20 protein-coding genes are annotated in these 22,178 nt (G+C 64.8%); 10 read left to right on the top strand and 10 right to left on the bottom strand.

The genetic code is table 11. The features are described 5' to 3' along the window. Nucleotides 1-34 precede the first annotated feature (34 nt). A complete protein-coding gene (locus ACYRGX_RS00450; RefSeq protein WP_473054666.1) occupies nucleotides 35-682 on the bottom strand; it encodes a TetR family transcriptional regulator in 648 nt (215 codons plus the stop codon). 98 nt (nucleotides 683-780) lie between these two features. On the opposite strand from ACYRGX_RS00450, the gene ACYRGX_RS00445 reads away from it, so the two are divergent. Together ACYRGX_RS00445 and ACYRGX_RS00440 are read left to right on the top strand one after the other, a co-directional pair. Beyond that, nucleotides 781-2,835: an AsmA family protein gene (locus ACYRGX_RS00445; RefSeq protein ID WP_473054665.1), complete on the top strand. Its 2,055-nt coding sequence runs from the start codon at nucleotides 781-783 to the stop codon at nucleotides 2,833-2,835. Between the two features lie 46 nt (nucleotides 2,836-2,881). Beyond that, nucleotides 2,882-3,235 (top strand): hypothetical protein, encoded by a 354-nt coding sequence (locus ACYRGX_RS00440; protein WP_473054664.1) that lies wholly within the window; start codon nucleotides 2,882-2,884, stop codon nucleotides 3,233-3,235. A gap of 813 nt (nucleotides 3,236-4,048) precedes the next feature. On the opposite strand, the gene ACYRGX_RS00435 is transcribed toward ACYRGX_RS00440, so the two are convergent. Then, complete coding sequence (locus ACYRGX_RS00435; protein ID WP_473056605.1) at nucleotides 4,049-4,741, bottom strand: response regulator transcription factor; 693 nt, start codon at nucleotides 4,739-4,741, stop codon at nucleotides 4,049-4,051. Beyond that, nucleotides 4,737-8,150, bottom strand: coding sequence for a hybrid sensor histidine kinase/response regulator (locus ACYRGX_RS00430; RefSeq protein ID WP_473054663.1), 3,414 nt, complete (start codon nucleotides 8,148-8,150; stop codon nucleotides 4,737-4,739). Before ACYRGX_RS00430 ends, ACYRGX_RS00435 begins: the two co-directional genes overlap by 5 nt. A gap of 255 nt (nucleotides 8,151-8,405) precedes the next feature. Between ACYRGX_RS00430 and urtA the strand changes: the two genes are divergently transcribed. From urtA to ACYRGX_RS00390, 8 genes are all read left to right on the top strand, one after another. After that, nucleotides 8,406-9,647: an urea ABC transporter substrate-binding protein gene (urtA, locus tag ACYRGX_RS00425; RefSeq protein WP_473054662.1), complete on the top strand. Its 1,242-nt coding sequence runs from the start codon at nucleotides 8,406-8,408 to the stop codon at nucleotides 9,645-9,647. 68 nt (nucleotides 9,648-9,715) lie between these two features. Then, a complete protein-coding gene (urtB, locus tag ACYRGX_RS00420; protein ID WP_473054661.1) occupies nucleotides 9,716-10,636 on the top strand; it encodes an urea ABC transporter permease subunit UrtB in 921 nt (306 codons plus the stop codon). A 43-nt stretch (nucleotides 10,637-10,679) separates the two neighbouring features. Then, nucleotides 10,680-11,843 carry an urea ABC transporter permease subunit UrtC gene (urtC, locus tag ACYRGX_RS00415; protein ID WP_473054660.1) on the top strand — a complete coding sequence of 388 codons (1,164 nt, stop codon included), beginning with the start codon at nucleotides 10,680-10,682 and terminating at the stop codon, nucleotides 11,841-11,843. Next, nucleotides 11,840-12,601, top strand: coding sequence for an urea ABC transporter ATP-binding protein UrtD (gene urtD, locus ACYRGX_RS00410; RefSeq protein ID WP_473054659.1), 762 nt, complete (start codon nucleotides 11,840-11,842; stop codon nucleotides 12,599-12,601). The genes urtC and urtD overlap by 4 nt, the downstream gene beginning before the upstream one ends. A gap of 32 nt (nucleotides 12,602-12,633) precedes the next feature. Continuing rightward, nucleotides 12,634-13,323, top strand: coding sequence for an urea ABC transporter ATP-binding subunit UrtE (gene urtE / locus ACYRGX_RS00405; RefSeq protein WP_473054658.1), 690 nt, complete (start codon nucleotides 12,634-12,636; stop codon nucleotides 13,321-13,323). Nucleotides 13,324-13,513: 190 nt separating this feature from the next. Then, nucleotides 13,514-14,743, top strand: coding sequence for a formamidase (gene fmdA, locus ACYRGX_RS00400; protein WP_473054657.1), 1,230 nt, complete (start codon nucleotides 13,514-13,516; stop codon nucleotides 14,741-14,743). A gap of 48 nt (nucleotides 14,744-14,791) precedes the next feature. Next, nucleotides 14,792-15,139, top strand: coding sequence for an FmdB family zinc ribbon protein (locus tag ACYRGX_RS00395; protein WP_473054656.1), 348 nt, complete (start codon nucleotides 14,792-14,794; stop codon nucleotides 15,137-15,139). A gap of 73 nt (nucleotides 15,140-15,212) precedes the next feature. Continuing rightward, nucleotides 15,213-16,238 carry an aliphatic amidase gene (locus ACYRGX_RS00390; RefSeq protein ID WP_473054655.1) on the top strand — a complete coding sequence of 342 codons (1,026 nt, stop codon included), beginning with the start codon at nucleotides 15,213-15,215 and terminating at the stop codon, nucleotides 16,236-16,238. 65 nt (nucleotides 16,239-16,303) lie between these two features. Here ACYRGX_RS00390 and ACYRGX_RS00385 read toward each other — a convergent pair whose 3' ends face one another. From ACYRGX_RS00385 to osmE, 7 genes are all read right to left on the bottom strand, one after another. Further along, nucleotides 16,304-16,939 (bottom strand): DUF2931 family protein, encoded by a 636-nt coding sequence (locus tag ACYRGX_RS00385; RefSeq protein WP_473054654.1) that lies wholly within the window; start codon nucleotides 16,937-16,939, stop codon nucleotides 16,304-16,306. Between the two features lie 199 nt (nucleotides 16,940-17,138). Beyond that, entirely contained in the window at nucleotides 17,139-17,774 is a 636-nt protein-coding gene (locus ACYRGX_RS00380; protein WP_473054653.1) for a DUF2931 family protein, read from the bottom strand. A 199-nt stretch (nucleotides 17,775-17,973) separates the two neighbouring features. Then, the gene (locus tag ACYRGX_RS00375; RefSeq protein ID WP_473054652.1) at nucleotides 17,974-18,627 is read right to left on the bottom strand and encodes a DUF2931 family protein; all 654 of its coding nucleotides are present in this window, start codon (nucleotides 18,625-18,627) and stop codon (nucleotides 17,974-17,976) included. Continuing rightward, nucleotides 18,624-20,531, bottom strand: a complete 1,908-nt coding sequence (locus tag ACYRGX_RS00370) for a PAAR domain-containing protein (protein WP_473054651.1) — start codon at nucleotides 20,529-20,531, stop codon at nucleotides 18,624-18,626. The genes ACYRGX_RS00375 and ACYRGX_RS00370 overlap by 4 nt, the downstream gene beginning before the upstream one ends. Before the next feature lie 177 nt (nucleotides 20,532-20,708). Then, nucleotides 20,709-21,248 carry a ferritin-like domain-containing protein gene (locus ACYRGX_RS00365; RefSeq protein WP_473054650.1) on the bottom strand — a complete coding sequence of 180 codons (540 nt, stop codon included), beginning with the start codon at nucleotides 21,246-21,248 and terminating at the stop codon, nucleotides 20,709-20,711. A gap of 102 nt (nucleotides 21,249-21,350) precedes the next feature. Further along, complete coding sequence (locus ACYRGX_RS00360; RefSeq protein ID WP_473054649.1) at nucleotides 21,351-21,749, bottom strand: termination factor Rho; 399 nt, start codon at nucleotides 21,747-21,749, stop codon at nucleotides 21,351-21,353. Between the two features lie 84 nt (nucleotides 21,750-21,833). Further along, a complete protein-coding gene (gene osmE, locus ACYRGX_RS00355; protein WP_473054648.1) occupies nucleotides 21,834-22,163 on the bottom strand; it encodes an osmotically-inducible lipoprotein OsmE in 330 nt (109 codons plus the stop codon). Nucleotides 22,164-22,178: the final 15 nt, after the last annotated feature.

Raw genomic sequence — 22,178 nt, 5'->3', positions numbered from 1 at the left:
CGCAATAGTGCCCCGGATGCGTGCGTATTACTCTTTATTCGCCCTCATCTGGTGCGTTTTCGATGCCACGCCAGTGCTTGCCACCGATCATGATGAAACGCAGTTGCTGAACGATCTTCGCATGGGGCTGCAGGTGCGCTGGCAGGCCGGCACGGGGAGGGTCTATCAACTCGGGCAGGGTGGCGAAGACGGTCTTCACGAAAAGATCGGCGACCACATCTAGGGCGATACCGTCGAGCGCCGGCATGCGGTTCATCAGCGCCAGGTCGGCCGCCAGGTCGTCGGTGATGCGCTGGCGCAGTTCTCCGATGGCCTGGCGGATGACGCGTGAGCCACCGTACTGCTCACGGGCAAGGAAGAGGTACTGGGCACGCTGAGCGGCGACCGCATCGAGGAACAGACGCACGCTGGACTCAACGCTGCCATGGCGCTCGAACTCGTTGCGGCGCACCTCGCCCAGGCATTGCGCGAAGGACTCCCCGGCCTGGCTCACCAGCGCCAGGCCGAGGGCATCCAGATCGTCGAAGTGCCGATAGAAACCGGTGGGCACGATGCCCGCCCCGCGGGCCACTTCACGCAGACTGAGGCTGCAGAAGCCACGACCGGAGTCCATCAGGCGCTGGGCAGCGTCCAGCAGGGCCTGGCGGGTGAGCCTTTTCTGTTCCGCGCGTTGGTTGGGCATGGGCCGTCCTTTGGAGTGGAGTCACTTTACCCCATCGCACGCTGAACAGTCGGGGCCCTCCGCCAGTCCAAGCCGTTACAAGTTGCTTGGGAGGTCGCATGCGTCGTGCTTCTAGAATCTTCGCCTGGGTGCTCGCCGGCCTCGCGCTGTTGCTGGTGATCCTGGTAGTGCTGCTGGCGACCTTCGACTGGAACCGCCTCAAGCCGACCCTCGAGGAGAAGGTCTCCCAGGCGCTGGATAGACCCTTCGCCATCGAGGGCGACCTGGACCTGAACTGGCGTCGCGAGCCGGATGAGCCAGGCTGGCGCGCCTGGATACCGTGGCCGCACCTGAGTGCCGAAGGCCTGCGCCTGGGGAACCCCACGTGGGCCGAGGGTGATTACTTCCTCCATCTTCAGCGCGCCGAGATCGTGCTCTCGCCGCTGCCGCTGCTGGCCCGCACGGTGAGCATTCCGCGGATCGAACTCAAGGGCCCGGATGCGCGCCTGGAGCGCCTGGCCGATGGTCGGGCGAACTGGACCTTCGACCTAGGCAAACAGGCCGAGGACGGCGAAGACGCGTCCGCCGAGCCGTCCTCCTGGACCCTCGATATCGGCACCATCGGCTTCGATCAGGGGCACGCGAGCCTGCACGACCGGCAGCTCGATGCTGACCTCGAGGCCACCGTCGAGTTGCTCGGCGAGCCCGTGCCCTATGCGCAGATCGTCGCCAGCGATGCCAGCGAGGAGCAGGCCGCGCCGCAGGACTACCGGTTCGCCTGGCGTGCCAAGGGTCGTTACAAGGGCCAACCCCTGCAGGGCCAGGGCAAGATCGGCGGACTGCTCGCCCTGCAGGGACGTGACCTGCCGTTCCCGGTCCAGTTGGACCTGCGCAACGGCGCCACCCGCGTACAGGTGGAGGGCATACTGCGCGAGCCGCTCGAACTGGGCGCACTGGACCTGCGCTTGCGCCTGTCCGGCGACAGCCTGGGCAACCTCTCCGCACTCACCGGCGTGGTGCTGCCTGACACGCCAGCCTATTCAACCGACGGCCGACTGGTGGCCGAGATGCAGCGCCCCGAAGGCGCCCGCTTCAGCTACCGTGACTTCAACGGGCGCATCGGCCAGAGCGATATCCACGGCAGCCTGACCTACAACGCTGGGCAGCCTCGACCGCAACTGTCCGGCGAACTCGTCTCCAATCAATTGCTGTTCAGCGACCTGGCGCCGTTGATCGGTGCCGACTCCAACGCCAAGAAAGCCGAACGCGGTGCCAAGCAGGTGCAGCCGGCGGACAAGGTGCTGCCCTATGAACGTTTCGACACCGCGGCCTGGCGCAGCATGGATGCCGACGTGCAGTTCACCGGCAAGCGCATCGTCCAGCAGGAGGACCTGCCCTTCGACAACCTGCAGGCGCACTTGCGTCTGAATGACGGGCGCCTACGCCTGGACCCGCTGCGGTTTGGCATGGCCGGAGGCACCCTCAACGGCACGCTCGACCTGGACGGCCGTCGCGAGCCTATGGCCGGCGATGTGCGCCTGTCGATTCGAGGCCTGCGCCTCAAGCAGCTCTTTCCGGACGTGCAGACGATGCAGAAGAGCCTCGGACAGTTCAACGGCGACCTGCAGCTCAAGGGCACGGGCAACTCGGTGGCCGCCCTGCTCGGTACCGCCGATGGCCAGTTACGTTTGGCGATGAACGACGGCGTGGTCAGCCGCAGCCTGATGGAGCTGGCCGGCCTCAACGTCGGCAACTACGTGGTCGCCCGCTTGTTTGGCGACGACGAGGTGAACATCAACTGCGCGGTGGCCGACGTGAAACTCAGCGATGGCCTGGCGACGCCACAGGTGATGGTCTTCGATACCGACAACGCGGTAATCAACGTCACCGGGCAAACCAGCCTCAAGCGCGAAACACTGGACCTGGACATCGTGCCCAAGTCCAAGGGCCTGCGCATTTTCTCGCTACGCTCGCCGCTCTACGTGCATGGCACCTACAAGAATCCCAGTCCCGGCGTACACGTCGGCCCCCTGGCGCTACGTGGCGCCGGCCTGGTGATCCTCGGTGCGGCGGTGGCGCCCGCGGCGGGCGTGCTGGCGCTGATCTCCCCGGATAGCGAGCAGGGCGCGCAGTGCTCGGCGCTGCTGGAGCAGGTCAAGGCAGCGCGGCCGTGAATGAAACGGCAACAGGCCCAAGACGGGGAACCGGCAGATGGCTGCAATGGCGAAGAAAAGCGACCCGCAGTTGTGGGCGCGGATCAAGCGGCGCTGGACCCGCGAGCAGTGGGGGACCGCCTCGGGGTGGCCATCCCGCGAGAGCGGCGAGCGCTACCTGCCCAAGGCCGCGCGCAACGCCCTGAGTGACGAGGAGTACGCCCGCAGAAACGGCTCGACCTGCGCTGAGGCCGGCCAGCATTCGGCAGCCTGCCGACGTCTCGCAGAAAGCGGCCGAGACGCGCAAGCCCTCGCTGGGCGGACTGTCCAAGCCGGAGCTGCAGCGCCGCGCTGCTGCGCATGGCGTGAAGGGAAGGTGGAGCTGGTCGACGCGTTGCAGGCGCTTGGCGAGACGGCCTAAATGCCGGGGGTTGTGCTTGGGAGTGGGAGCGTAGCGCTTTCCTCGGTTGGGACTACAGGTTTCGCCTTGCACGGCGAGTCACTTTCTCTTGCCTGCCCAAGAGAAAGTAACCAAAGAGAATGGCACCCCACCATCCGGGTCCGTTCGCTGTGCGAACGGACTTCCCTCGCTCCGGCGCTGCTCCGGGGGCCGGCCCGTACGGTCCATCCCTGGACCGCACAGGCCTCTCGCCGCCGTCCTGGCGGCTCGCTCCCCTACGCAACGCCTGCACTCGGCCTCCTGAAGGGGCCCTGGGTGCAAGCCGTGTCCTCGGTGGTCGCGTTGTTCGGGCTCGGCCCCGGCCCCGTAGGATGGGAAGAGGAGCTTAGCGACGATACCCCTCGTGGCGGCGTGATGGGTATCGCTGCGCTCAACCTACGCGGCCCGACCCATCCTACGGGGTTAACCATGCGGACTTGCAGACGGCGCCGAAGCGCCCCGTTGGTCCGGGTGAACGGAATCGTCGTGTAGCCGGGCCTGTGGATCGACGATGGAGTGAACGAACCCCGTCCGCGTTAGCGGTCGGGGCCGGATCATAGGGGCAGAGTTTTGGCTACTTTTGTGGCGGCCGGCTAGGCATCAAAAGTAGCTCGCCCAGGAGGGCAAAACAGGGCGTCCCGGAAGAACGCCGACAACTGTCCTTGGCACCGAGGGCCCGGTGCACCTGCGCTAATCCTGAATTGCTGAGTTGCTGAACTCTTGCCGCTGCCGACACGGGTGTTTACGGCTTTATGCATGCGCGCACGAGCCCCATGCTGAGGGCAACCGCCTAGCCTAACGCCCGCCCCCCATCGCCACCGCCGCCGCGGAGGTCCGCGTTTCCACGCCGAGCTTCACGTAGACGTGCTCCAGATGCTTGTTCACCGTGCGCGGGGAGAGTCCGAGAATGTCGCCGATGTCGCGGTTGGTCTTGCCGCAGGCAACCCAGTGCAGCACTTCCAGCTCGCGGCTGGTGAGTCCGTAGCGCTCCGCGAGCGCCTGGCGCTGGCGCTCGTCCAGTCCGGGGGCGGCCGCTGGTGCGCCGTCGCGGGCCGATTGCAGGCTGCGTGCGGTGCGCAGGTGCGCGGCGACCCGCGCCAGTACCTCATCCGGATGGATCGGCTTGGTCACGTAGTCGATGCCGCCGGCGGCGAAGCCGGCGACCACGTGCTCGCTCTCGGTCAGCGCGGTCATGAACAGTACCGGGATGTCGGCCATTTCCGCCTGCGCCTTGATGCGCCGGCAAGTCTCGAAGCCGTCCATGCCCGGCATCATGGCATCGAGCAGCACCACGTCCGGGCGCCGGCGCTGCATGCGCTCCAGCGCGCTGGTGCCGTCCAGCGCCACCAGCACCATGTAGCCGGCGGCATCCAGGGCATCGGCGAGCAGCGCCAGGTTGTCCGGAGTGTCGTCGACGATCAGCACCACGCCTTGCTGGGCGACGGGACTGCCTGGGTTGGTCTGCTGGATCGGCGTGGGGCAGTCAATCACGATGGGCACCTCCTGTGGTGATGGCGGGGGAGTCCTGGCGCAGGGCGCGCAGCAGGCGATTGAAGTCGTTGAGCTGGAAACGCTGGGCGCGCTGGCGCAGTGGTGCGAGGGCCGCGGCGCAGGTCGGCTCGCGTTGCTCGATACGTTCCAGGGCTTCGAGGATGCCCTTCACGTAGCCGAGTGCGCCGAGCTCATCCAGCTCGTCGAGGGCCTCGGTGCTGGGCGCCTGGGCGAGCGCTGGCGCGGTTGGCGCGCTGTCGCCGCGGGTGATCCAGCTCAGTTGCAGGTGATGCTCGATCTTCTCCAGCAGCGCGGCACTGTGTACTGGCTTGGCCAGGTAGTCGTCGCAATCGGCGCCGACCCGCTCGCGGTCGTCGGCGAAGGCGTTGGCGGAAACCACGATGATCGGCGCCGCCGACAGCCGATTGGCGCGGATCAGCCGCGCGGTCTGGTGGCCGTCTAGCTGCGGCATCGACAGGTCCATGAGGATCAGGTCCGGAGTCAGCTCGACCACCTGACGCAGTGCCTGCTGGCCGTCGCCGGCCTGGGCGATGGCGAAGCCCAGCGGTTCGAGCATGCCGGCCAGCACCTGGCGATGCTCGGCGTGGTCGTCCACCACCAGGATGCGCCGGCGCGGGCCCTGGTAGCCGCGGATGTCGTGCTCGACGTGGATCACCGCCTCGGGCACGCGCACTTCCGAGAGGAACAGGCGCACCTGGAAGGTGGTGCCGCGCCCGGGCTCGCTGCTCACGGAAATCTGGCCGCCCATCAGCGCCACCAGCATTCGCGAGATGGTCAGGCCGAGGCCGACGCCGGCGTCCTGGCGCAGCGGGTCGCCGCGCTCGAACGGCTGGAAGATGCGTTCGAGCTGCTCGGCATCGATGCCGATGCCGGTGTCACTGATCTCGAAGGTGGCGGTCTCGCGCAGGTAGCTCACCGCCAGACCGACGCGTCCGGCTTCGGTGAAGCGCACCGCGTTGCCGAGCAGGTTGATGAGGATCTGGCGGATGCGCTTGTCGTCGCCGCGCACCACCGCCGGCAGTCGCCCGCGCACCTCCAGTTCGAAGCCCAGGCCCTTTTCCTCGGCCTGGGGAGCGATCATCCGCTGCAACTGCAGGACGAAGTCCGGGAAGGGGATTTCGCAAGGCTCCAGGTTCAGCTTACCGGCCTCGATGCGCGCGACGTCGAGCAGGCCGTCGATCAGTGACAGCAGGTGCGAACCGCTGCGGCGGATGGTCGCCAGTGCCGCCTGCTGGCGCTCGGGGATCGCCGCATCGCGCTGCAGGATCTGGGTGTAGCCGAGGATGCTGTTGAGCGGCGTGCGCAGCTCGTGGGACAGCCCGGTGACGTAGCGGCTCTTCGCCGCGTTGGCCGCCTCGCTGGCTTCCTTGGCGCGCTGCAGGGCCTCGTCGGTACGCTGGTGCGCTTCGATTTCCTGCATCAGCAACTGCGTCTGGCGGTTGGATTCCTCCTGCGCCACGCGACGGCTCTCGCGCGCCAGTACCAGCCACCAGGCGAGCATTCCGGCAAACAGCGCGAGCACCATGAAGGCCTTGAGGAACGCCTGTGCCAGGGTCGGGGCGATCGCCGCCGAGGCACTGCCCAGTCCCTGGACGACCTGGTCGTAGATCAGCGCCAGCGCGCCGGAGAGCAGCGCGACGATCACCGTCAACACGCCCAGGTAATGCGCGAGACGTGTGTGCAGGCGCGGGATGGCGACGTTGGGGAAGAGCCAGCGCAGCAAATCGTCGAACTGCTCGGCGATGCGCGAGCGCGGCTTGCAGAGGTCGCCGCAGCGCGCATCCAGCGAGCAGCACAGCGAGCAGATCGGCGCGCCGTAGGCCGGGCAGAAGGCGGTATCCGGTTCCTCGAAGGCATTGCGGCAGAGTACGCAGGCGACGCGGCCGTCGGCGCGCGTGTGCGGGTAGAGCAGCGCCGGCTGGCGCTGCCGGGCGATGTAGTAGCGCCCACGCGTGGCCCAGGCGATCAGTGGCGCACAGAGCAGCGCGGCGACCAGCGCCACGGCCGGGGAGGCGGCTTGGGCCAAGGCGCCGAAGCTGCCGAAATGCGCCGCCACCGAGAGCAGCGAGGCGATGGCCATGGCGCCGACGCCCACCGGATTGATGTCGTAGAGGTGCGCGCGCTTGAACTCGATACCGCGCGGCGACAGGCCCAACGGCTTGTTGATCACCAGGTCCGCGACCACCGCGCCGATCCAGGCGATGGCGATGTTGGCGTAGAGCCCGAGCACCTGCTCGATCGCCTTGAACACGCCCAGTTCCATCAGCATCAGCGCGATGGCGACGTTGAACACCAGCCAGACCACCCGTCCCGGATGGCTGTGGGTCAGCCGTGCGAAGAAGTTCGACCACGCCAGCGAGCCGGCGTAGGCATTGGTCACGTTGATCTTCACCTGGCTGACGATGACGAACAGCACCATCGCCCCCAGCGCCCATTGCGGCGAGGCGAACACGTACTGGTAGGCCACCAGGTACATCTGCGTCGGCTCGGCGGCGCGCTCGATGGGAATCTCGTGCTGCAGCGCGAGGAAGGCGAGAAAGGCCCCGGCGAACATCTTCAGTGCGCCGGGAATGATCCAGCCGGGGCCGGCCAGCAACATCGCCGTCCACCAGCGGCGGCGGTTGGTCCGGGTCTTCTCGGGGAGAAAACGCAGGTAGTCGACCTGCTCGCCGATCTGCGTCACCAGGGCCAGCGCCACGGTGCAGGCCGCCCCGAAATGCAGCAGGTTGAAATGCCCCGCCTCACCTTCGCGCCCGACGAAGCTGGGCAGGCCGCCCAGTACCCCGGGGTTCTTCGCCAGCACGAACACGTAGGGCAGCACCAGCAGCACCAGCCACAGCGGCTGGCTCCAGAACTGCAGGCGGTTGATCAGGGTGACGCCGTAGGTCACCAGCGGAATGATGATGATCGAGCAGATCACGTAGGCCAGCGCCAACGGCAGGTCGAAGTACAACTCCAGGGCCAGTGCCATGATCGCCGCCTCGAGGGCGAAGAACAGGAAGGTGAAGCTGGCGTAGATCAGCGAGGTCAGCGTCGAACCGATGTAGCCGAAGCCGGCGCCACGGGTGAGCAGGTCCATGTCCACGCCGTAGCGCGCGGCGTAGTAGCTGATCGGCAGGCCGGTGAGGAAGATCACCAGGCTCACCGCGAGGATCGCCCAGAAGGTGTTGTCGAAGCCGTAGCTCAGTGCCAGTGCGCCGCCGATCGCCTCCAGCGCGAGGAACGACACCGCGCCCAGCGCGGTATTGGCGATACGCCATTCCGACCAGCGTCGCGCCGAGCCGGGGGTGAAGCGCAGCGCGTAGTCCTCCAGGGTCTCGTCGGCGACCCAGGCGTTGTAGTCGCGGCGGATCTTGGCGATGCGTTGGGTGCCGGTGGCTTGCACGGTGAGGCTCCTGTCCGGTCGGTCGGTCTGGCCAGCAATTTCCGTTCCCCGGCGTGCGCCGTTCGCTCGGTCGCGCGCAGGCGCGAGAGCGGCAGCATGCCCCAACGACCGTGCTGCGCCTGTACGTCAGATGACGTATGCCGTTACGTCATCCTGCGTATACCCCCGCCTGCGCTGCGCTGCGCATTCTTGCCCCGTCCGAGACCGGTACCCATCAGGCGAGCCGGTCGCGCCAACCCCCAAAGGAGCAAGAGCATGCAACCCACCCGAGCAGCCCAACGATCCTTGCCACGCCGGTTCGCCGCGCAGGCCGCCGCGCTGTCGCTGCTGGCCGCCGCCATGCTGGGCCAGGCGGCCCAGGCCGACGACGCCAACAGCACCGGCCTGGCGGTGACCGACACCACCGTGACCGTCGGCCAGTTGCACTCGGCCACCGGCACCATGGCGATCTCCGAGACCGGTTCGATCCAGGCCGAGCGCCTGGCCATCGAGCAGATCAATGCCGCCGGCGGCATCCTTGGTCGGCAGATCAAGGTGATTCAGGAAGACGGCGCCTCCGACTGGCCGACCTTCGCCGAGAAGGCGCGCAAACTGCTGGTCAACGACAAGGTAGCGACGGTCTTCGGTTGCTGGACCTCGGCCTCGCGCAAGGCGGTGCTGCCAGTGTTCGAGAAGGAGAACGGGCTGCTCTACTACCCGACCTTCTACGAGGGCCTGGAACAGTCGAAGAACGTCATCTACACCGGCCAGGAGGCGACCCAGCAGATACTCGCCGGGCTCGACTGGGTGGCCAAGGAGAAGGGCGCCAAGACCTTCTACTTGCTCGGCTCCGACTACATCTGGCCGCGTACTTCGATGAAGATCGCCCGCAAGCACATCGAGAACGTGCTCGGCGGCAAGGTGGTGGGCGAGGAGTACTACCCGCTGGGCAACACCCAGTTCGGCTCGCTGACCAACAAGATCAAGCTGAAGAAGCCCGACGTGATCTTCGCCGCCGTGGTCGGCGGCTCCAACGTGGCCTTCTACAAGCAGCTCAAGGCCGCCGGCATCACCGCTGACAAGCAGACCCTGCTGACCCTCTCGGTCACCGAGGACGAACTGCTCGGCATCGGCGGCGAGAACATGGCCGGCTTCTATGCCTCGATGAAGTACTTCCAGAGCCTGGATAACGAGAACAACAAGAAATTCGTCGCCGCCTTCAAGGCCAAGTACGGCCCCGACGCGGTGATCGGTGATGTCACCCAGGCCGCCTACCTCGGCCCCTGGCTGTGGAAGGCCGCCGTGGAGAAGGCCGGCAGCTTCGACGTCGACAAAGTGGTCGCAGCCTCCCCGGGCATCGAACTGACCACCGCGCCGGAAGGCTACGTGAAGGTCCACGAGAACCATCACCTGTGGAGCAAGACGCGCATCGGTGAAGCCCAGTCCGACGGTCAGTTCAAGGTGGTCTACGAGTCCGACCTGATCGAACCCAACCCCTTCCCGAAAGGCTACCAGTAAGCCCGCGCGACGCCGCGCCGGTCGCCTGACCGGCGCGGCGTCCTGCCTGAATCCAGGGGGACCCCGACATGGATCTTTCGCTTTCCGACTTCGGCGCCATCGCCGTGATGCAGGGCTTCAACGGCCTCTCGGTGTTTTGCGTGCTGCTGCTGATGGCGCTGGGACTGGCGATCATCTTCGGCCAGATGGGCGTGATCAACATGGCCCACGGCGAATTCCTCACCGTCGGCGCCTACACCACCTACCTGCTGTCGACGCTGGTGCAGAGCTACCTGCCGGCGGCGCAGCCCTACTACTTCTTCGTCGCCATCGTGGCTTCCTTCTTCGTCGCCGGTGCCATCGGCTGGCTGGTGGAGTGGGCGATGATCAGCAAGCTCTACCACCGCCCGCTGGACACCCTGCTGGCGACCTGGGGGCTGTCGCTGGTGATGCAGCAGGCGTTCCGTTCGATCTTCGGCGCGCGCGAGGTCAGTGCGCAGATGCCGGAGTGGATCATGGGCTCGTGGACGCCCACCGACATGATCGACATTCCCCTCAACGGTCTCTTCGTGATGGCCCTGACGCTGCTGCTGACCCTCGCCCTGGTGGTGCTGCTGTACCGCTCGCGCTGGGGCCTGCACGTGCGTGCCACGGTGCAGAACCGCCTGATGAGCCGAGCCGTGGGCATCGACACCAAGCGCGTCGACCGCATGACCTTCGCCCTCGGCTGCGGTGTGGCCGGGGTCGCCGGCGCGGCCTTCACCACCATCGGTTCCACCGGCCCCACCTCCGGTTCGCTGTACATCGTCGACACCTTCCTGGTGGTGGTCTTCGGCGGCGCCGCAAGCCTGCTCGGCACCATCGCCTCGGCGTTCTCCATCGCTCAGGCGCAATCGATCCTGGAATTCTTCCTCTCCGGCTCGATGGCCAAGGTGCTGACCCTCTCGGTGGTGATCCTGATCCTCATGGCGCGGCCCCAGGGGCTGTTCGCGATGAAGGTGCGCAAATGAGCGGCGTGTGGCAGCGCGCCCACGGCCTGGGGAGAGTCCAGCCATGAAATCCATCTACGCCAACTTCCTCGGCGGCCGCCAGGGCGCCATCGGCTTCCTGGTGCTGGCCGCGCTGATCCTGCTGGTGTTCCCGCTGGCGCTGGATGCCTTCCGCCTGAACATGGTCGGCAAGTACCTGACCTACGCCTTCGTCGCCGTCGGCCTGGTGCTGTGCTGGGGTTACGGCGGCATCCTCAGCCTCGGTCAGGGGATTTTCTTCGGCCTTGGCGGCTACTGCATGGCGATGTTCCTCAAGCTCGAAGCCTCCGACCCGGAGAGCACCGCCATCCAGTCCACGCCGGGCATTCCCGACTTCATGGACTGGAACCAGATCACCGAACTGCCGCTGCTCTGGCAGCCGTTCCACAGCTTCGCCTTCACGCTGCTGGCGGTGATCGCGGTGCCGGTGCTGCTGGCGCTGGTGATCGGCCTGGCGATGTTCAAGCGGCGCGTCGGCGACGTGTACTTCTCCATCGTCACCCAGGCCATCGCGGCGATCCTGACCATTCTGATCATCGGCCAGCAGGGCCTCACCGGCGGTGTCAACGGCATCACCGACCTGCGCACGCTGCTCGGCTGGGACATCCGCGAGGACTCGGCCAAGCTGATCCTCTACTTCGTCAACGCGGTGCTGCTGCTCGGCTGCATTCTGGTGGGGCGCTTCATCCTCGCCTCCAAGCTCGGCCGCCTGCTGCTGGCGATGCGAGACAAGGAAGAACGCGTGCGTTTCTCCGGCTACGACGTGGCCAGCTTCAAGGTCTTCGTGTTCTGCGTGGCGGCGGCGTTCTCCGGCATCGGCGGTGCGATGTTCACCCTGCAGGTGGGCTTCATGTCGCCGTCCTTCGTCGGCATCGTGCCGTCCATCGAGATGGTCATCTTCGCCGCTGTCGGCGGACGCCTGTCGCTGCTCGGCGCGGTGTACGGCGCGCTGCTGGTGAACTTCGGCAAGACCTACTTCTCCGAGAGCTTCCCCGAGCTGTGGCTGTACCTGATGGGCGGCCTGTTCATCCTCGTCGTCATGTACTTCCCCAACGGCATCGCCGGGCTCTGGAAGAGCCACGTGGCGCCGCGCCTGGCGCGTCGTCAGCAAGCCGCACCGGCTGCCGTGGCAACGCCGCCGAGCAGCGTCCCGGCCAGCCCGGCCAAGACCCTGGAGACCACCCCATGAACTCGCCGATCGGATTCCAGCAGGCCAAGCCGGTGCTGGCCATCGAAGGGCTGACCGTGTCCTTCGACGGCTTCAAGGCGGTCAACGATCTCAACCTCTACGTCGACCGCAACGAGGTGCACGTGGTGATCGGCCCCAACGGCGCCGGCAAGACCACTGTGCTCGACCTGATCTGCGGCAAGACCCGCGCCACCGCCGGCAGCATCGACTTCGACGGCCGCGAGCTGACCCGCATGCGCGAGTACGACATCGTCCGCGCCGGGGTCGGGCGCAAGTTCCAGAACCCCTCGATCTACGAGAACCTCACGGTCTTCGAGAACCTGGAGATGTCCTACCCCGCCGGGCGCAAGGTGTTCGGCGCGCTGTTCTTCCGGCGCAGCGCCGCGGTGGTCGAGCGGGTCCGCGAGGTCGCCGAGCAGATCTTCCTCGGCGACCTGCTGCAGCAACAGGCAGAGCTGCTCTCCCATGGCCAGAAGCAGTGGCTGGAGATCGGCATGCTGCTGATGCAGGACCCGGTGCTGCTGATGCTCGACGAGCCGGTGGCGGGGATGAGCGTCTCCGAGCGCGCGCAGACCGCCGAGCTGCTCAAGCGCATCAGCGAGGGGCGCTCGGTGCTGGTCATCGAGCACGACATGGAGTTCGTCAAGAGCATCGCCCACAAGGTCACCGTGCTGCACCAGGGCCAGGTGCTCGCCGAGGGCAGCATGGACGCGGTGCAGAGCAACCCGAAGGTCATCGAGGTGTACCTCGGCCACTGAGGCGCATCCCTTTCTGCGCGGAGACATCACGCATGTTCACCATCGAAAACCTGGTCTCCGGCTACGGCCAGAGCCGCATCCTCCACGAGCTGAGCCTGAACGTGGAAAAACGCGAGATCGTCGCGGTGATGGGCCGCAACGGCATGGGCAAGACCACCCTGTTCAAGAGCCTCATGGGCATCCTGCCGAGCTGGGGCGGCGAGGTAAGCGTCGACGGCCGCGCGGTTGGCGGCCTGGCCACCCATCAGCGGGTCGCCAGCGGCATCGCCTACGTGCCCCAGGGGCGCATGATCTTCCCGCACATGACGGTGCTGGAGAACATCCAGACCGGCCTGCCGGCTTCGGCCCGCGGCAAGGTGCCGGACGACCTCTACGCGCTGTTCCCGGTGCTGCAGGAGATGCGCCAGCGCAAGGGTGGCAACCTTTCCGGCGGCCAGCAGCAGCAACTGGCGATCGCCCGCGCCCTGGCCACCAACCCCAAGGTGCTGCTGCTCGACGAGCCCACCGAGGGCATCCAGCCGTCGATCATCAAGGACATCGCCCGGACCCTGAAGGAAATCCGCACCCTGCGCGACCTGACCATCGTGGTCTCCGAGCAGGTGCTGTCATTCACCCTGGAAATCGCCGACCGCTTCCTGGTCATCGAGAAGGGCCGCTTCGTCGTCGAGGAAACCCGCGACAAGGTCGACGAGGCGACCATCAGCCGGTATCTGTCGGTGTAACGTTCAACGCTTTTCGGTCGGGGTGTTCTCCATGCCCCGGCCGCTTTTTCGCGTCCGCGAAAAAGCTTCCCGAGTGTGCGCAGGGCATACGTCATCCGACGTATTTCGCCGTATGCCGCAAGCCACCAACCTGTGTTCCGAGCCGGTGCGCGCTGCACCGAATCCAAACCAGGTCCAAGGAGCTTTCGTCATGACCGACACGCTGATCAAGGTCGACCTCGCGCAGGCCGCCACCGAAAACGAACAGGTACACAACCGCTGGCACTCGGACATTCCGATGGCGTGCTGGGTCAAGCCGGGTGACGACTTCATCCTCGAGACCTACGACTGGACCGGCGGCGCGATCAAGAACGACGACGACGCCAGCGACGTGCGTGACGTCGACCTTTCCACCGTGCACTACCTGTCCGGTCCGGTGGGCGTGCACGGCGCCGAGCCGGGCGACCTGCTGGTGGTCGACCTGCTCGACATCGGCGCCAAGGCCGAGTCCCAGTGGGGCTTCAACGGCTTCTTCTCCAAGCAGAACGGCGGCGGCTTCCTCACCGACTACTTCCCCGCCGCGCAGAAGTCCATCTGGGACTTCCAGGGCATGTTCACCCAGAGCCGGCACATTCCCGGCGTGCGCTTCGCCGGACTGATCCACCCGGGCCTGATCGGCTGCCTGCCGGACCCGAAGATGCTCACCGACTGGAACAGCCGCGAGCAGGCGCTGATCGACAGCAACCCGACCCGCGTGCCGCCGCTGGCCAACCCGCCGTTCGCCGCCACCGCCCACGCCGGCAAGGCCACCGGCGCCTTGCGCGACAAGATCGCCGCCGAGGGCGCGCGCACCGTGCCGCCGCGCGAGCATGGCGGCAACTGCGACATCAAGGATCTGTCGCGTGGCTCGAAGATCTTCTTCCCGGTCTACGTCGACGGCGCCGGGCTCTCGGTGGGCGACCTGCACTTCAGTCAGGGCGACGGCGAGATCACCTTCTGCGGCGCCATCGAGATGGCCGGCTGGGTACACATGAAGGTCGAACTGATCAAGGGCGGCATGGCCAAGTACGGCATCCGCAACCCGATCTTCAAGCCCAGCCCGATCGTGCCCACCTACAACAACTACCTGATCTTCGAAGGCATCTCGGTGGACGATGCCGGCAAGCAGCACTACTTGGACGTCAACCTCGCCTACAAGCAGGCCTGCATGAATGCCATCGAGTACCTGAAGAAGTTCGGCTACTCCGGCGCCCAGGGTTATTCGCTGCTCGGCTCGGCGCCGGTGCAGGGGCACATCAGCGGGGTGGTCGACATCCCCAATGCCTGCGCCACCCTGTGGCTGCCCACCGACATCTTCGAGTTCGACATCAATCCCAGTGCGAGCGGACCGACCAAGCACCTCGATGGCTCCATCGACATGCCCATCGCCCACGACCTGTGACCTGCACCGCCCTCTCCCGCAGATGGGGGAGGGTGTGAGGAATGCGCCATGCCGATCTACGAATACGACTGCCCCGCGTGCGGCGACTTCACCCTGCTGCGGCCCATGGCCGAGCGCGACGCCGCCTGCGCCTGTCCGACCTGCGGCGGCGCCAGCCAGCGGGTGATCCTCAGCGCACCGGGCCTGGCGACCCTGGCCGGTAGCCAGCGCCGCGCCATCGAGACCAACGAGCGCAGCGCCCACGCACCGAAGAGCCTGGAGGAGTACAAGGCCAGTCGCAAGCACCCAGCCGGTTGCAGCTGTTGCGGCCCCCGCCAGCCGGTGGCGCGCAGCAAGGCCAATCCCCACGGCATGAAGGCCAGCCCCTCGGCGAGGCCGTGGATGATCAGTCACTGAGGGCTGCTGTTCGGCGCCCGCCACCCACACCGCACGATGCAGAGCAGCGCTGCACACCGACCGGAGGTTTCCCATGCGCCACGGCGATATTTCCAGCAGTCCCGATTGCGTCGGCGTCGCCGTCGTCAACTACAAGATGCCGCGCCTGCACAGCCGTGCCGAGGTGCTCGACAACGCCCGCAAGATCGCCGAGATGGTCAAGGGCATGAAGCTCGGCCTGCCGGGCATGGACCTGGTGATCTTCCCCGAATACAGCACCATGGGAATCATGTACGACCCCGGCGAGATGATGGAAACCGCCGCCACGGTGCCCGGCGAGGAAACCGCGATCTTCTCCGCCGCCTGCCGCGAGGCGAAGACCTGGGGCGTGTTCTCGATCACCGGCGAGCGTCACGAGGAGCCGGGCAAGGCGCCGTACAACACGCTGATCCTGATCGACGACCACGGCGAGATCGTGCAGAAGTACCGCAAGTGCATTCCCTGGTGCCCGATCGAGGGCTGGTATCCGGGCGACCGCACCTACGTCAGCACCGGACCCAAGGGCTTGAAGATCAGCCTGATCGTCTGCGACGACGGCAACTACCCGGAGATCTGGCGCGACTGCGCGATGAAGGGCGCCGAGCTGATCGTGCGCTGCCAGGGCTACATGTACCCGGCCAAGGAACAGCAGGTGCTGATGGCCAAGAGCATGGCCTGGGCCAACAACTGCTACGTCGCGGTAGCCAACGCCGCCGGCTTCGACGGCGTGTATTCCTACTTCGGCCACTCGGCGATCATCGGCTTCGACGGGCGCACCCTGGGCGAGTGCGGCGAGGAGGAAATGGGCATTCAGTACGCCCAGTTGTCGGTCTCGCAGATCCGTGACGCGCGCGCCAACGATCAGTCCGAGAACCACCTGTTCAAGCTGCTGCACCGGGGCTACACCGGCGTCTACCAGTCCGGTGACGGCGACAAGGGTGTCGCCGAGTGCCCGTTCGACTTCTACCGCCGTTGGGTCGAGGACCCGCAACAGACGCGCCGCGATGTCGAGGCGCTGACCCGCGGGAGCATCGGCGTGGCCGACTGCCTGGTGTATGAGTTACCGGTGGCGGATAAGTAAGACGGAACGGATTGCCTACGACTCATCGGCCTTCGTTTTCCTGCGGGAATTCTCGCAGGGAGGGCTCACCATGAGTCGTAGGGAATCTTATGCGTATCGATGTACGCCTTGGCCTCTTCCGAAAGGGGGCGATGCTTACCGCCGGACGTACCGCCATAGGGGCCAACCTTGCTGATCGCGGCCTTGAAGCGACCTATCTCCATGGATTCCAGGCAAGGCCCGCCGACCCAGGCTTTGGCGATGCCACCGGGTGCGACTGCAATGGTGATAACTTTGCGGTACAGGCCCTCGACGACTGCTCCGTCGCTCCGACAATACGGAGATTGCCGCTTGAGCATCTCATCGCGCACCCACTGCGGAATATTGATGCGCACGTTGTAGGTTTGCGGCTCCACCAGCGATTGCCAGCGTACGAAGATGATTTCCGGCAGGTCGATGCCGGGTAGGTTTTTTCCCGCGCCGCCGGACGGATGCTCAGGCCAGCCCGCAACGCTGCCCGCGTAGGACGGAATGCCTGTATAGACCTGCTCATAAGCCAATCCACGTTTGTCGATCACATCGACACTCTCGATCCAGACTTCCATGTGCTTGGGCGCGCCGATACCCACATACCATGCGTTAAACGGCAAATGCGGTCGCCCTTGTCCGATAGCGCAGCCGCTTATCAGCGCTAAAACAAAGCAGAGAAATAACGACTTCATTGGGGGTAACCCTGTTGTGGTTTGTTGTTGTAAGCCAGGCGAGTGTTAGGTGCGGGTTTGTTGATCATAAATCCGTAGTTGGGAGTCCAGTTCGCCGAGAGGTGGATATGGCGGGGCCCCGGGTCGATATTGTCGGCGACACTGAAATCGCCCTCGGCATACTGACTACACCGACCGCCGTATCGAACAGACCGAAGGCTCACCATGAGTCGTAGGGAATCTTATGCGTCTCGATATACGCCTTGGCCTTTTCCGAAAGGGGGCGATGTTTACCGCCGGACGTACCGCCATAAGGGCCGACTTTGCTGACCGCAGCCTTGAAGCGACCTATCTCCATGGACTCCAGGCAAGGTCCGCCGACCCAGGCTTTGGCGATGCCGCCTGGCGCTAAGACGATGATGATGTCATGGCGATACAGACCATCGATGACCTTTCCGTCGAATCGACAATAATGAGATTGCCGCTTGAGCATTTCATCGCGCACCCACTGCGGAATATTGATGCGTACGTTGTAGGTTTGTGGCTCCACCAGCGATTGCCAGCGTACGAAGATGATTTCCGGCAGGTCGATGCCAGGCAGGTTTTTCCCCTTGCCTCCCGACGGATGCACAGGCCAGCCCGCAACGCTGCCCGCGTAGGACGGAATGCCTGTATAGACCTGCTCATAAGCCAATCCACGTTTGTCGATCACATCGACACTCTCGATCCAGACTTCCATGTGCTTGGGCGCGCCGATACCCACATACCATGCGTTAAACGGCAAATGCGGTCGCCCTTGTCCGATAGCGCAGCCGCTTATCAGCGCTAAAACAAAGCAGAGAAATAACGACTTCATTGGGGGTAACCCTGTTGTGGTTTGTTGTTGTAAGCCAGGCGAGTGTTAGGTGCGGGTTTGTTGATCATAAATCCGTAGTTGGGAGTCCAATTCGCCGAGAGGTGGATATGGCGGGGCCCCGGGTCGATATTGTCGGCGACACTGAAATCGCCCTCGGCATACTGACTACACCGACCGCCGTATCGAACAGACCGAAGGCTCACCATGAGTCGTAGGGAATCTTATGCGTCTTGATGTACGCCTTGGCCTCTTCCGAAAGGGGGCGATGCTTACCGCCGGACGTACCGCCATAGGGGCCGACTTTGCTGACCGCGGCCTTGAAGCGACCTATCTCCATGGACTCCAGGCAAGGTCCGCCGACCCAGGCTTTGGCGATGCCACCGGGGGCCAGGCCGATGGTAATGTCCTTACGATACAGTCCATCAAGACTCTTGCCCTGGAGGCGACAATAAGCTCGCCGAGGCTTGAGCATTTCAGCTCGCACCCACTGCGGAATTTTGATGCGCACGTTGTAGGTCTGTGGTTCGACCAAGGATTGCCAGCGTACGAAGATGAACTCTGGAAGATCAATGCCGGTTAGGTATTTTCCAGCCCCTCTACCCACCCTGTCCGGCCATCCCGCTTTCGCCTGACTTTCATCACTAAGTGAACGAATGGCCGCCACACCACCGGCAACTCGCTCGTAGGCCAATCCTCGCTGATCGATCACATCGACGCTCTCGATCCAGACCTCCATGAAGTCTGGAGCGAATAGACCTACGTACCATGCATCGTAGGGGAGCTTGGGCCTCCCTTGTCCACCGGCACAGCCGACTGAAAGGGCCAAGATGAGTGCAATAAAGAAAAACCTCATTGGGGGTAACCCTGTTGTGGTTTGTTGTTGTAAGCCAAGCGAGTGTTAGGTGCGGGTTTGTTGATCATAAATCCGTAGTTGGGAGTCCAGTTCGCCGAGAGGTGGATATAGCGGGACCACAGTAAGCGTTCTTCGTCCTGAGTCAGGGGAGCGGTCCCCTGCTGGGAAAGGGTTATCAGCTTTTGTGAGATCCCCATAAGGTCAGCTGGAATAGCTGTTGCCTTTTCCTGTTCATCAATGAAGTCAAATGGCACTCCATATCCCATCGCCAACTCCCGCATCACGCGCAGGTACACCAACGCCAGCTCGCCTCGCACTTGCCGGTCGATGACTACGGCGGCGGTTACCAGGTCTTCCGGTGGGTGTTGTACCCCGCGATTCTGGAAGCGGTGCAAGCGGTTGATCCAAATTCTCGGCTGTAAAATGCCTTGCCCAGGCAACCCAAGAGCGCCCCACTTTTCATACTGCCGCTGGGTTTCACGCCAGGCATGGGTGTGCTCGACCGGTGTGTCCGCAGGTACTCGGGAGCTCAGTGGCCGGCTGAGCACCAGTTTCTCACTCATCACCGGGCGGTATCCGCCGCCAATGTCCGAGTGGCTGCCGGGCAGGCTGATTTCCTGGTGGTCCGGTGCCACGCTGTTGAGGGCGAAGTTCCAGCGTTTTTCGTCTCGGGCGGTGAGTTGCAGCACTTTCCGCGCGCAGCCTGGCGGCAGGTAGAGATTGACGCCTGGGTTGATATTGTCGGCGGCACTGAAATCGCCATCGGCGACACTGACTACACCGGCCACCGTGTCGAACAGACCGATGAAGTTGATCTGCGCCCGGCTGGCCCAGTCGAAGTCCGGCTTGAAGCCGGGCGACTGTGCATTGAATAGGTTGGCCAGCAGGCCGCCTTGGGGCTTGAGAATCTCGTTGGCGAAGTGACGGGCTGCTGCGGCACCCCGGCTGAAGCCGAAAATGTCGAACTCGAGATTGTCGATTTGCACATCGGGATTGCTTTGAATGAAACGTTGTAATTGTTTGGATATTTCATCCGGGCTTTGAGCAACCCTCGCCAAAATCCCGGTTTCCCCAGTGCCGGTGGCCCGCCCGTATAGCGAGTCGGATTCTCCGCTGCTGGTGCCAATGCCTTCCAGGTAAACCGCGATGGAAGCTTTGGTGTCTTCGGCTTGCAGTGGGCTAAGTGCATTGTCGATATATAAGTTGTACAACCGCGCCACATTACTCGGCGCATTCCCATGGCTGTCATTGCCCGAGCGCTCGAAGTGGGTGGACTCCTCGCTGACCGTGAAGTCGTTGCGCTCGCAGTAATCCACCACTTCCGCCAGGGTGCGTTCGTCCAGTTGCTGCAAGTCATCTCGCCGGCACTGCTCGGTGACGGCTGCGTTGGCGAGGTTGTTGCCCGTGCCATCGAAGAACACGCCAATGCGCAGGATGATGCTCTGCTGCACGGGCAGTTCTTCCTCCTCCTCCTCTTCTTCCAGCTTCTGTTCCGAGGGCTGTGCAAATGAGCGGCCCCTGGCAACGAGCGGGTTGGCATCGAGCAATGCCGTGGGGCTACTGGCTGCGGCGACGAGGGCGGCGGCTATCGGTAACGGCGCGGGCGGTTCGAAAGCGGCGGTGGTAACGCTGTTGCCGATGATCACCGTGCCGGAGCCGCCGATCACTACGTTTCCATGACTACCCACGCTGCCGACCACGGCGGCGGGTTTGCCGTTGATAAGCACGTTGCCGATCAATGCGCCGCTCAGGGCGCCGCCACAGGCGCTGGGATCACCCTGGCGGGCGGCGGGAAGGCCGTCGAAGAATACGTCGCCGGAGCCGGCGGCAATGGGGTTGGTGCCGTGCCCTGATACCGGGCAGGCGGTGGAATCGTTCGCGCGTGCTGCGGGCTTGCCAGACATGGCCGACGTCCTTGTCGATAGAGAAGGGTCGGACCATCGCGCGGCCTGGCAAGCGATGCAAATGCGCGGCGTCGAGACCTCGACGAGGTCGCAGTTTTCCGCTCTGAGCAGGCGCTATCGGTAGACGTAGAAAGAAGGCAGCGTCGTCGGTGCGACGCTGCCATGCGTGCTCTTCTGTCAGCCCAGACTCTCGAAGATGTCCGCCATGTCGTCGGCGTGCTCTTCTTCCTGGGCGAGAATGTCCTCGAAGATACGGCGGGTGGTCGGGTCCTTGTCGCCGAGGAACTGGATGATCTCGCGGTAGCTCTCGATGGCGATACGTTCGGCGACGAGGTTCTCGTAGACCATGTCCTTGAGGGTTTCGCCGGCCACGTACTGGGCGTGGGAGCGTTCGGTCAGGCCCTGGGGATCGAAGTCCGGCTCGCCGCCGAGTTGAACGATGCGTTCGGCCAGGCGGTCGGCGTGTTCCTGTTCCTGGTTGGCGTGTTCGAGAAATTCGTCGGCGGCAACGCTGGCCTTCAGGCCCATGCTGTCGGCCATGAAGTAGTGGCGCTTGTAGCGCATCCAACAGACCAGTTCAGTGGCCAGCGCCTCGTTGAGCAGGCGCAGCACGGTGGGCAGGTCGGCGCTGTAGTCCTCGGTGACGGCGCCATTCTCCACGTGCTGGCGGGCGCGCTGGCGCAGGGTTTCCTTGTCGGACAGTTGTACGTAGCTCATCGGTCTTTCCTCATCATCAGGTCACGGTACGGCGGTCCCCGCTCTGGCTTGCCGGCGGGGTGGCGCTGTCTGTCATCTGAGTCGCGAGGCGCCGTGAAGGTTTCAACTCAGGGCGCGGATCAGCTCTGCCTTGCGCATCTTCGAGCGGCCGCGAATGTCCTGCTGGCGGGCGCGCTGGAGCAGTTCGTCGCGGCTCAGTTCGCTCAGCGAGGTACTGCCGCCGCCGCGCCGAGTGCTCGCCGAGCCTCGGTTGGGGGAGCGGCCCTGGCGGCTGGCTGCGGCGCGGCGAGCCGAGTCCTTGCGGTCGGCGCGCTTGGCTGTCGCACCCTTGTCTCTCGCCGACCCGCCCTGTTCTCCGCCACCGGACTGTTTGTTCACCGTGGCCCAAGCACGCGCCTCGGCTTCCTCCTCGGGAATGCCGCGCGCCTCGTAGCTCTGCTCGATGTGCTGGGCTTTGCGCTGCTGCTTGTCGCTGTACTTGGACTTGTCGCCGCGGGGCATGAGGGTTCTCCTCTTCTGTGGCTGCTACCTGTCTTGCGTCGACCACGGGCGCGGGCGTGGCTACGCCCGCGCCCGGACCGGTGGTCAATGGGCGCGCTGGTTGTCCTCCATCTGCGCACAGGTTAGGAAGCCCTTGCCGGTGACGCGCTCGGCGCTGTCGAAGGCCACGTAGTAGACCTGTTCGTGACCGTCGTGCTCGAGTACGTAGTTGTTGCAGGTACCCGGATGCACCTGGCGCTGCACGCTGCTCGAGGGCGGTCCGCCGAGGGTCAGCACCTGTTCGCGGGTCATGCCTTCCTTGACCTCATGGACCAGTGGCTCGTTACGGTAGACGACGAAATCGACGGGGTTCTGCGGGTGACTGGCACAACCGGCCAGGGTGGCCAAAGCGATGACGAAGATGGGCGTGCGCATGGGATTCCCTCCTGA

The sequence above is a fragment of the Pseudomonas sp. R4-15 genome (genome assembly GCF_055768815.1).
The sequence above is the reverse complement of the archived record's forward strand: the minus strand, read 5'-3'. Positions and strand labels throughout refer to the sequence as shown.

Coding starts and splice junctions, on each gene's coding strand:
- ACYRGX_RS00380 (WP_473054653.1), bottom strand. CDS start 17,774: ATGAAGTCGTTATTTCTCTGCTTTGTTTTAGCGCTGATAAGCGGCTGC.
- ACYRGX_RS00375 (WP_473054652.1), bottom strand. CDS start 18,627: ATGAGGTTTTTCTTTATTGCACTCATCTTGGCCCTTTCAGTCGGCTGT.
- ACYRGX_RS00395 (WP_473054656.1), top strand. CDS start 14,792: ATGCCGATCTACGAATACGACTGCCCCGCGTGCGGCGACTTCACCCTG.
- ACYRGX_RS00365 (WP_473054650.1), bottom strand. CDS start 21,248: ATGAGCTACGTACAACTGTCCGACAAGGAAACCCTGCGCCAGCGCGCC.
- urtA (WP_473054662.1), top strand. CDS start 8,406: ATGCAACCCACCCGAGCAGCCCAACGATCCTTGCCACGCCGGTTCGCC.
- urtC (WP_473054660.1), top strand. CDS start 10,680: ATGAAATCCATCTACGCCAACTTCCTCGGCGGCCGCCAGGGCGCCATC.
- urtE (WP_473054658.1), top strand. CDS start 12,634: ATGTTCACCATCGAAAACCTGGTCTCCGGCTACGGCCAGAGCCGCATC.
- ACYRGX_RS00385 (WP_473054654.1), bottom strand. CDS start 16,939: ATGAAGTCGTTATTTCTCTGCTTTGTTTTAGCGCTGATAAGCGGCTGC.
- ACYRGX_RS00360 (WP_473054649.1), bottom strand. CDS start 21,749: ATGCCCCGCGGCGACAAGTCCAAGTACAGCGACAAGCAGCAGCGCAAA.
- ACYRGX_RS00440 (WP_473054664.1), top strand. CDS start 2,882: ATGGCGAAGAAAAGCGACCCGCAGTTGTGGGCGCGGATCAAGCGGCGC.
- ACYRGX_RS00390 (WP_473054655.1), top strand. CDS start 15,213: ATGCGCCACGGCGATATTTCCAGCAGTCCCGATTGCGTCGGCGTCGCC.
- fmdA (WP_473054657.1), top strand. CDS start 13,514: ATGACCGACACGCTGATCAAGGTCGACCTCGCGCAGGCCGCCACCGAA.
- ACYRGX_RS00445 (WP_473054665.1), top strand. CDS start 781: ATGCGTCGTGCTTCTAGAATCTTCGCCTGGGTGCTCGCCGGCCTCGCG.
- ACYRGX_RS00370 (WP_473054651.1), bottom strand. CDS start 20,531: ATGTCTGGCAAGCCCGCAGCACGCGCGAACGATTCCACCGCCTGCCCG.
- ACYRGX_RS00450 (WP_473054666.1), bottom strand. CDS start 682: ATGCCCAACCAACGCGCGGAACAGAAAAGGCTCACCCGCCAGGCCCTG.
- urtB (WP_473054661.1), top strand. CDS start 9,716: ATGGATCTTTCGCTTTCCGACTTCGGCGCCATCGCCGTGATGCAGGGC.
- osmE (WP_473054648.1), bottom strand. CDS start 22,163: ATGCGCACGCCCATCTTCGTCATCGCTTTGGCCACCCTGGCCGGTTGT.
- urtD (WP_473054659.1), top strand. CDS start 11,840: ATGAACTCGCCGATCGGATTCCAGCAGGCCAAGCCGGTGCTGGCCATC.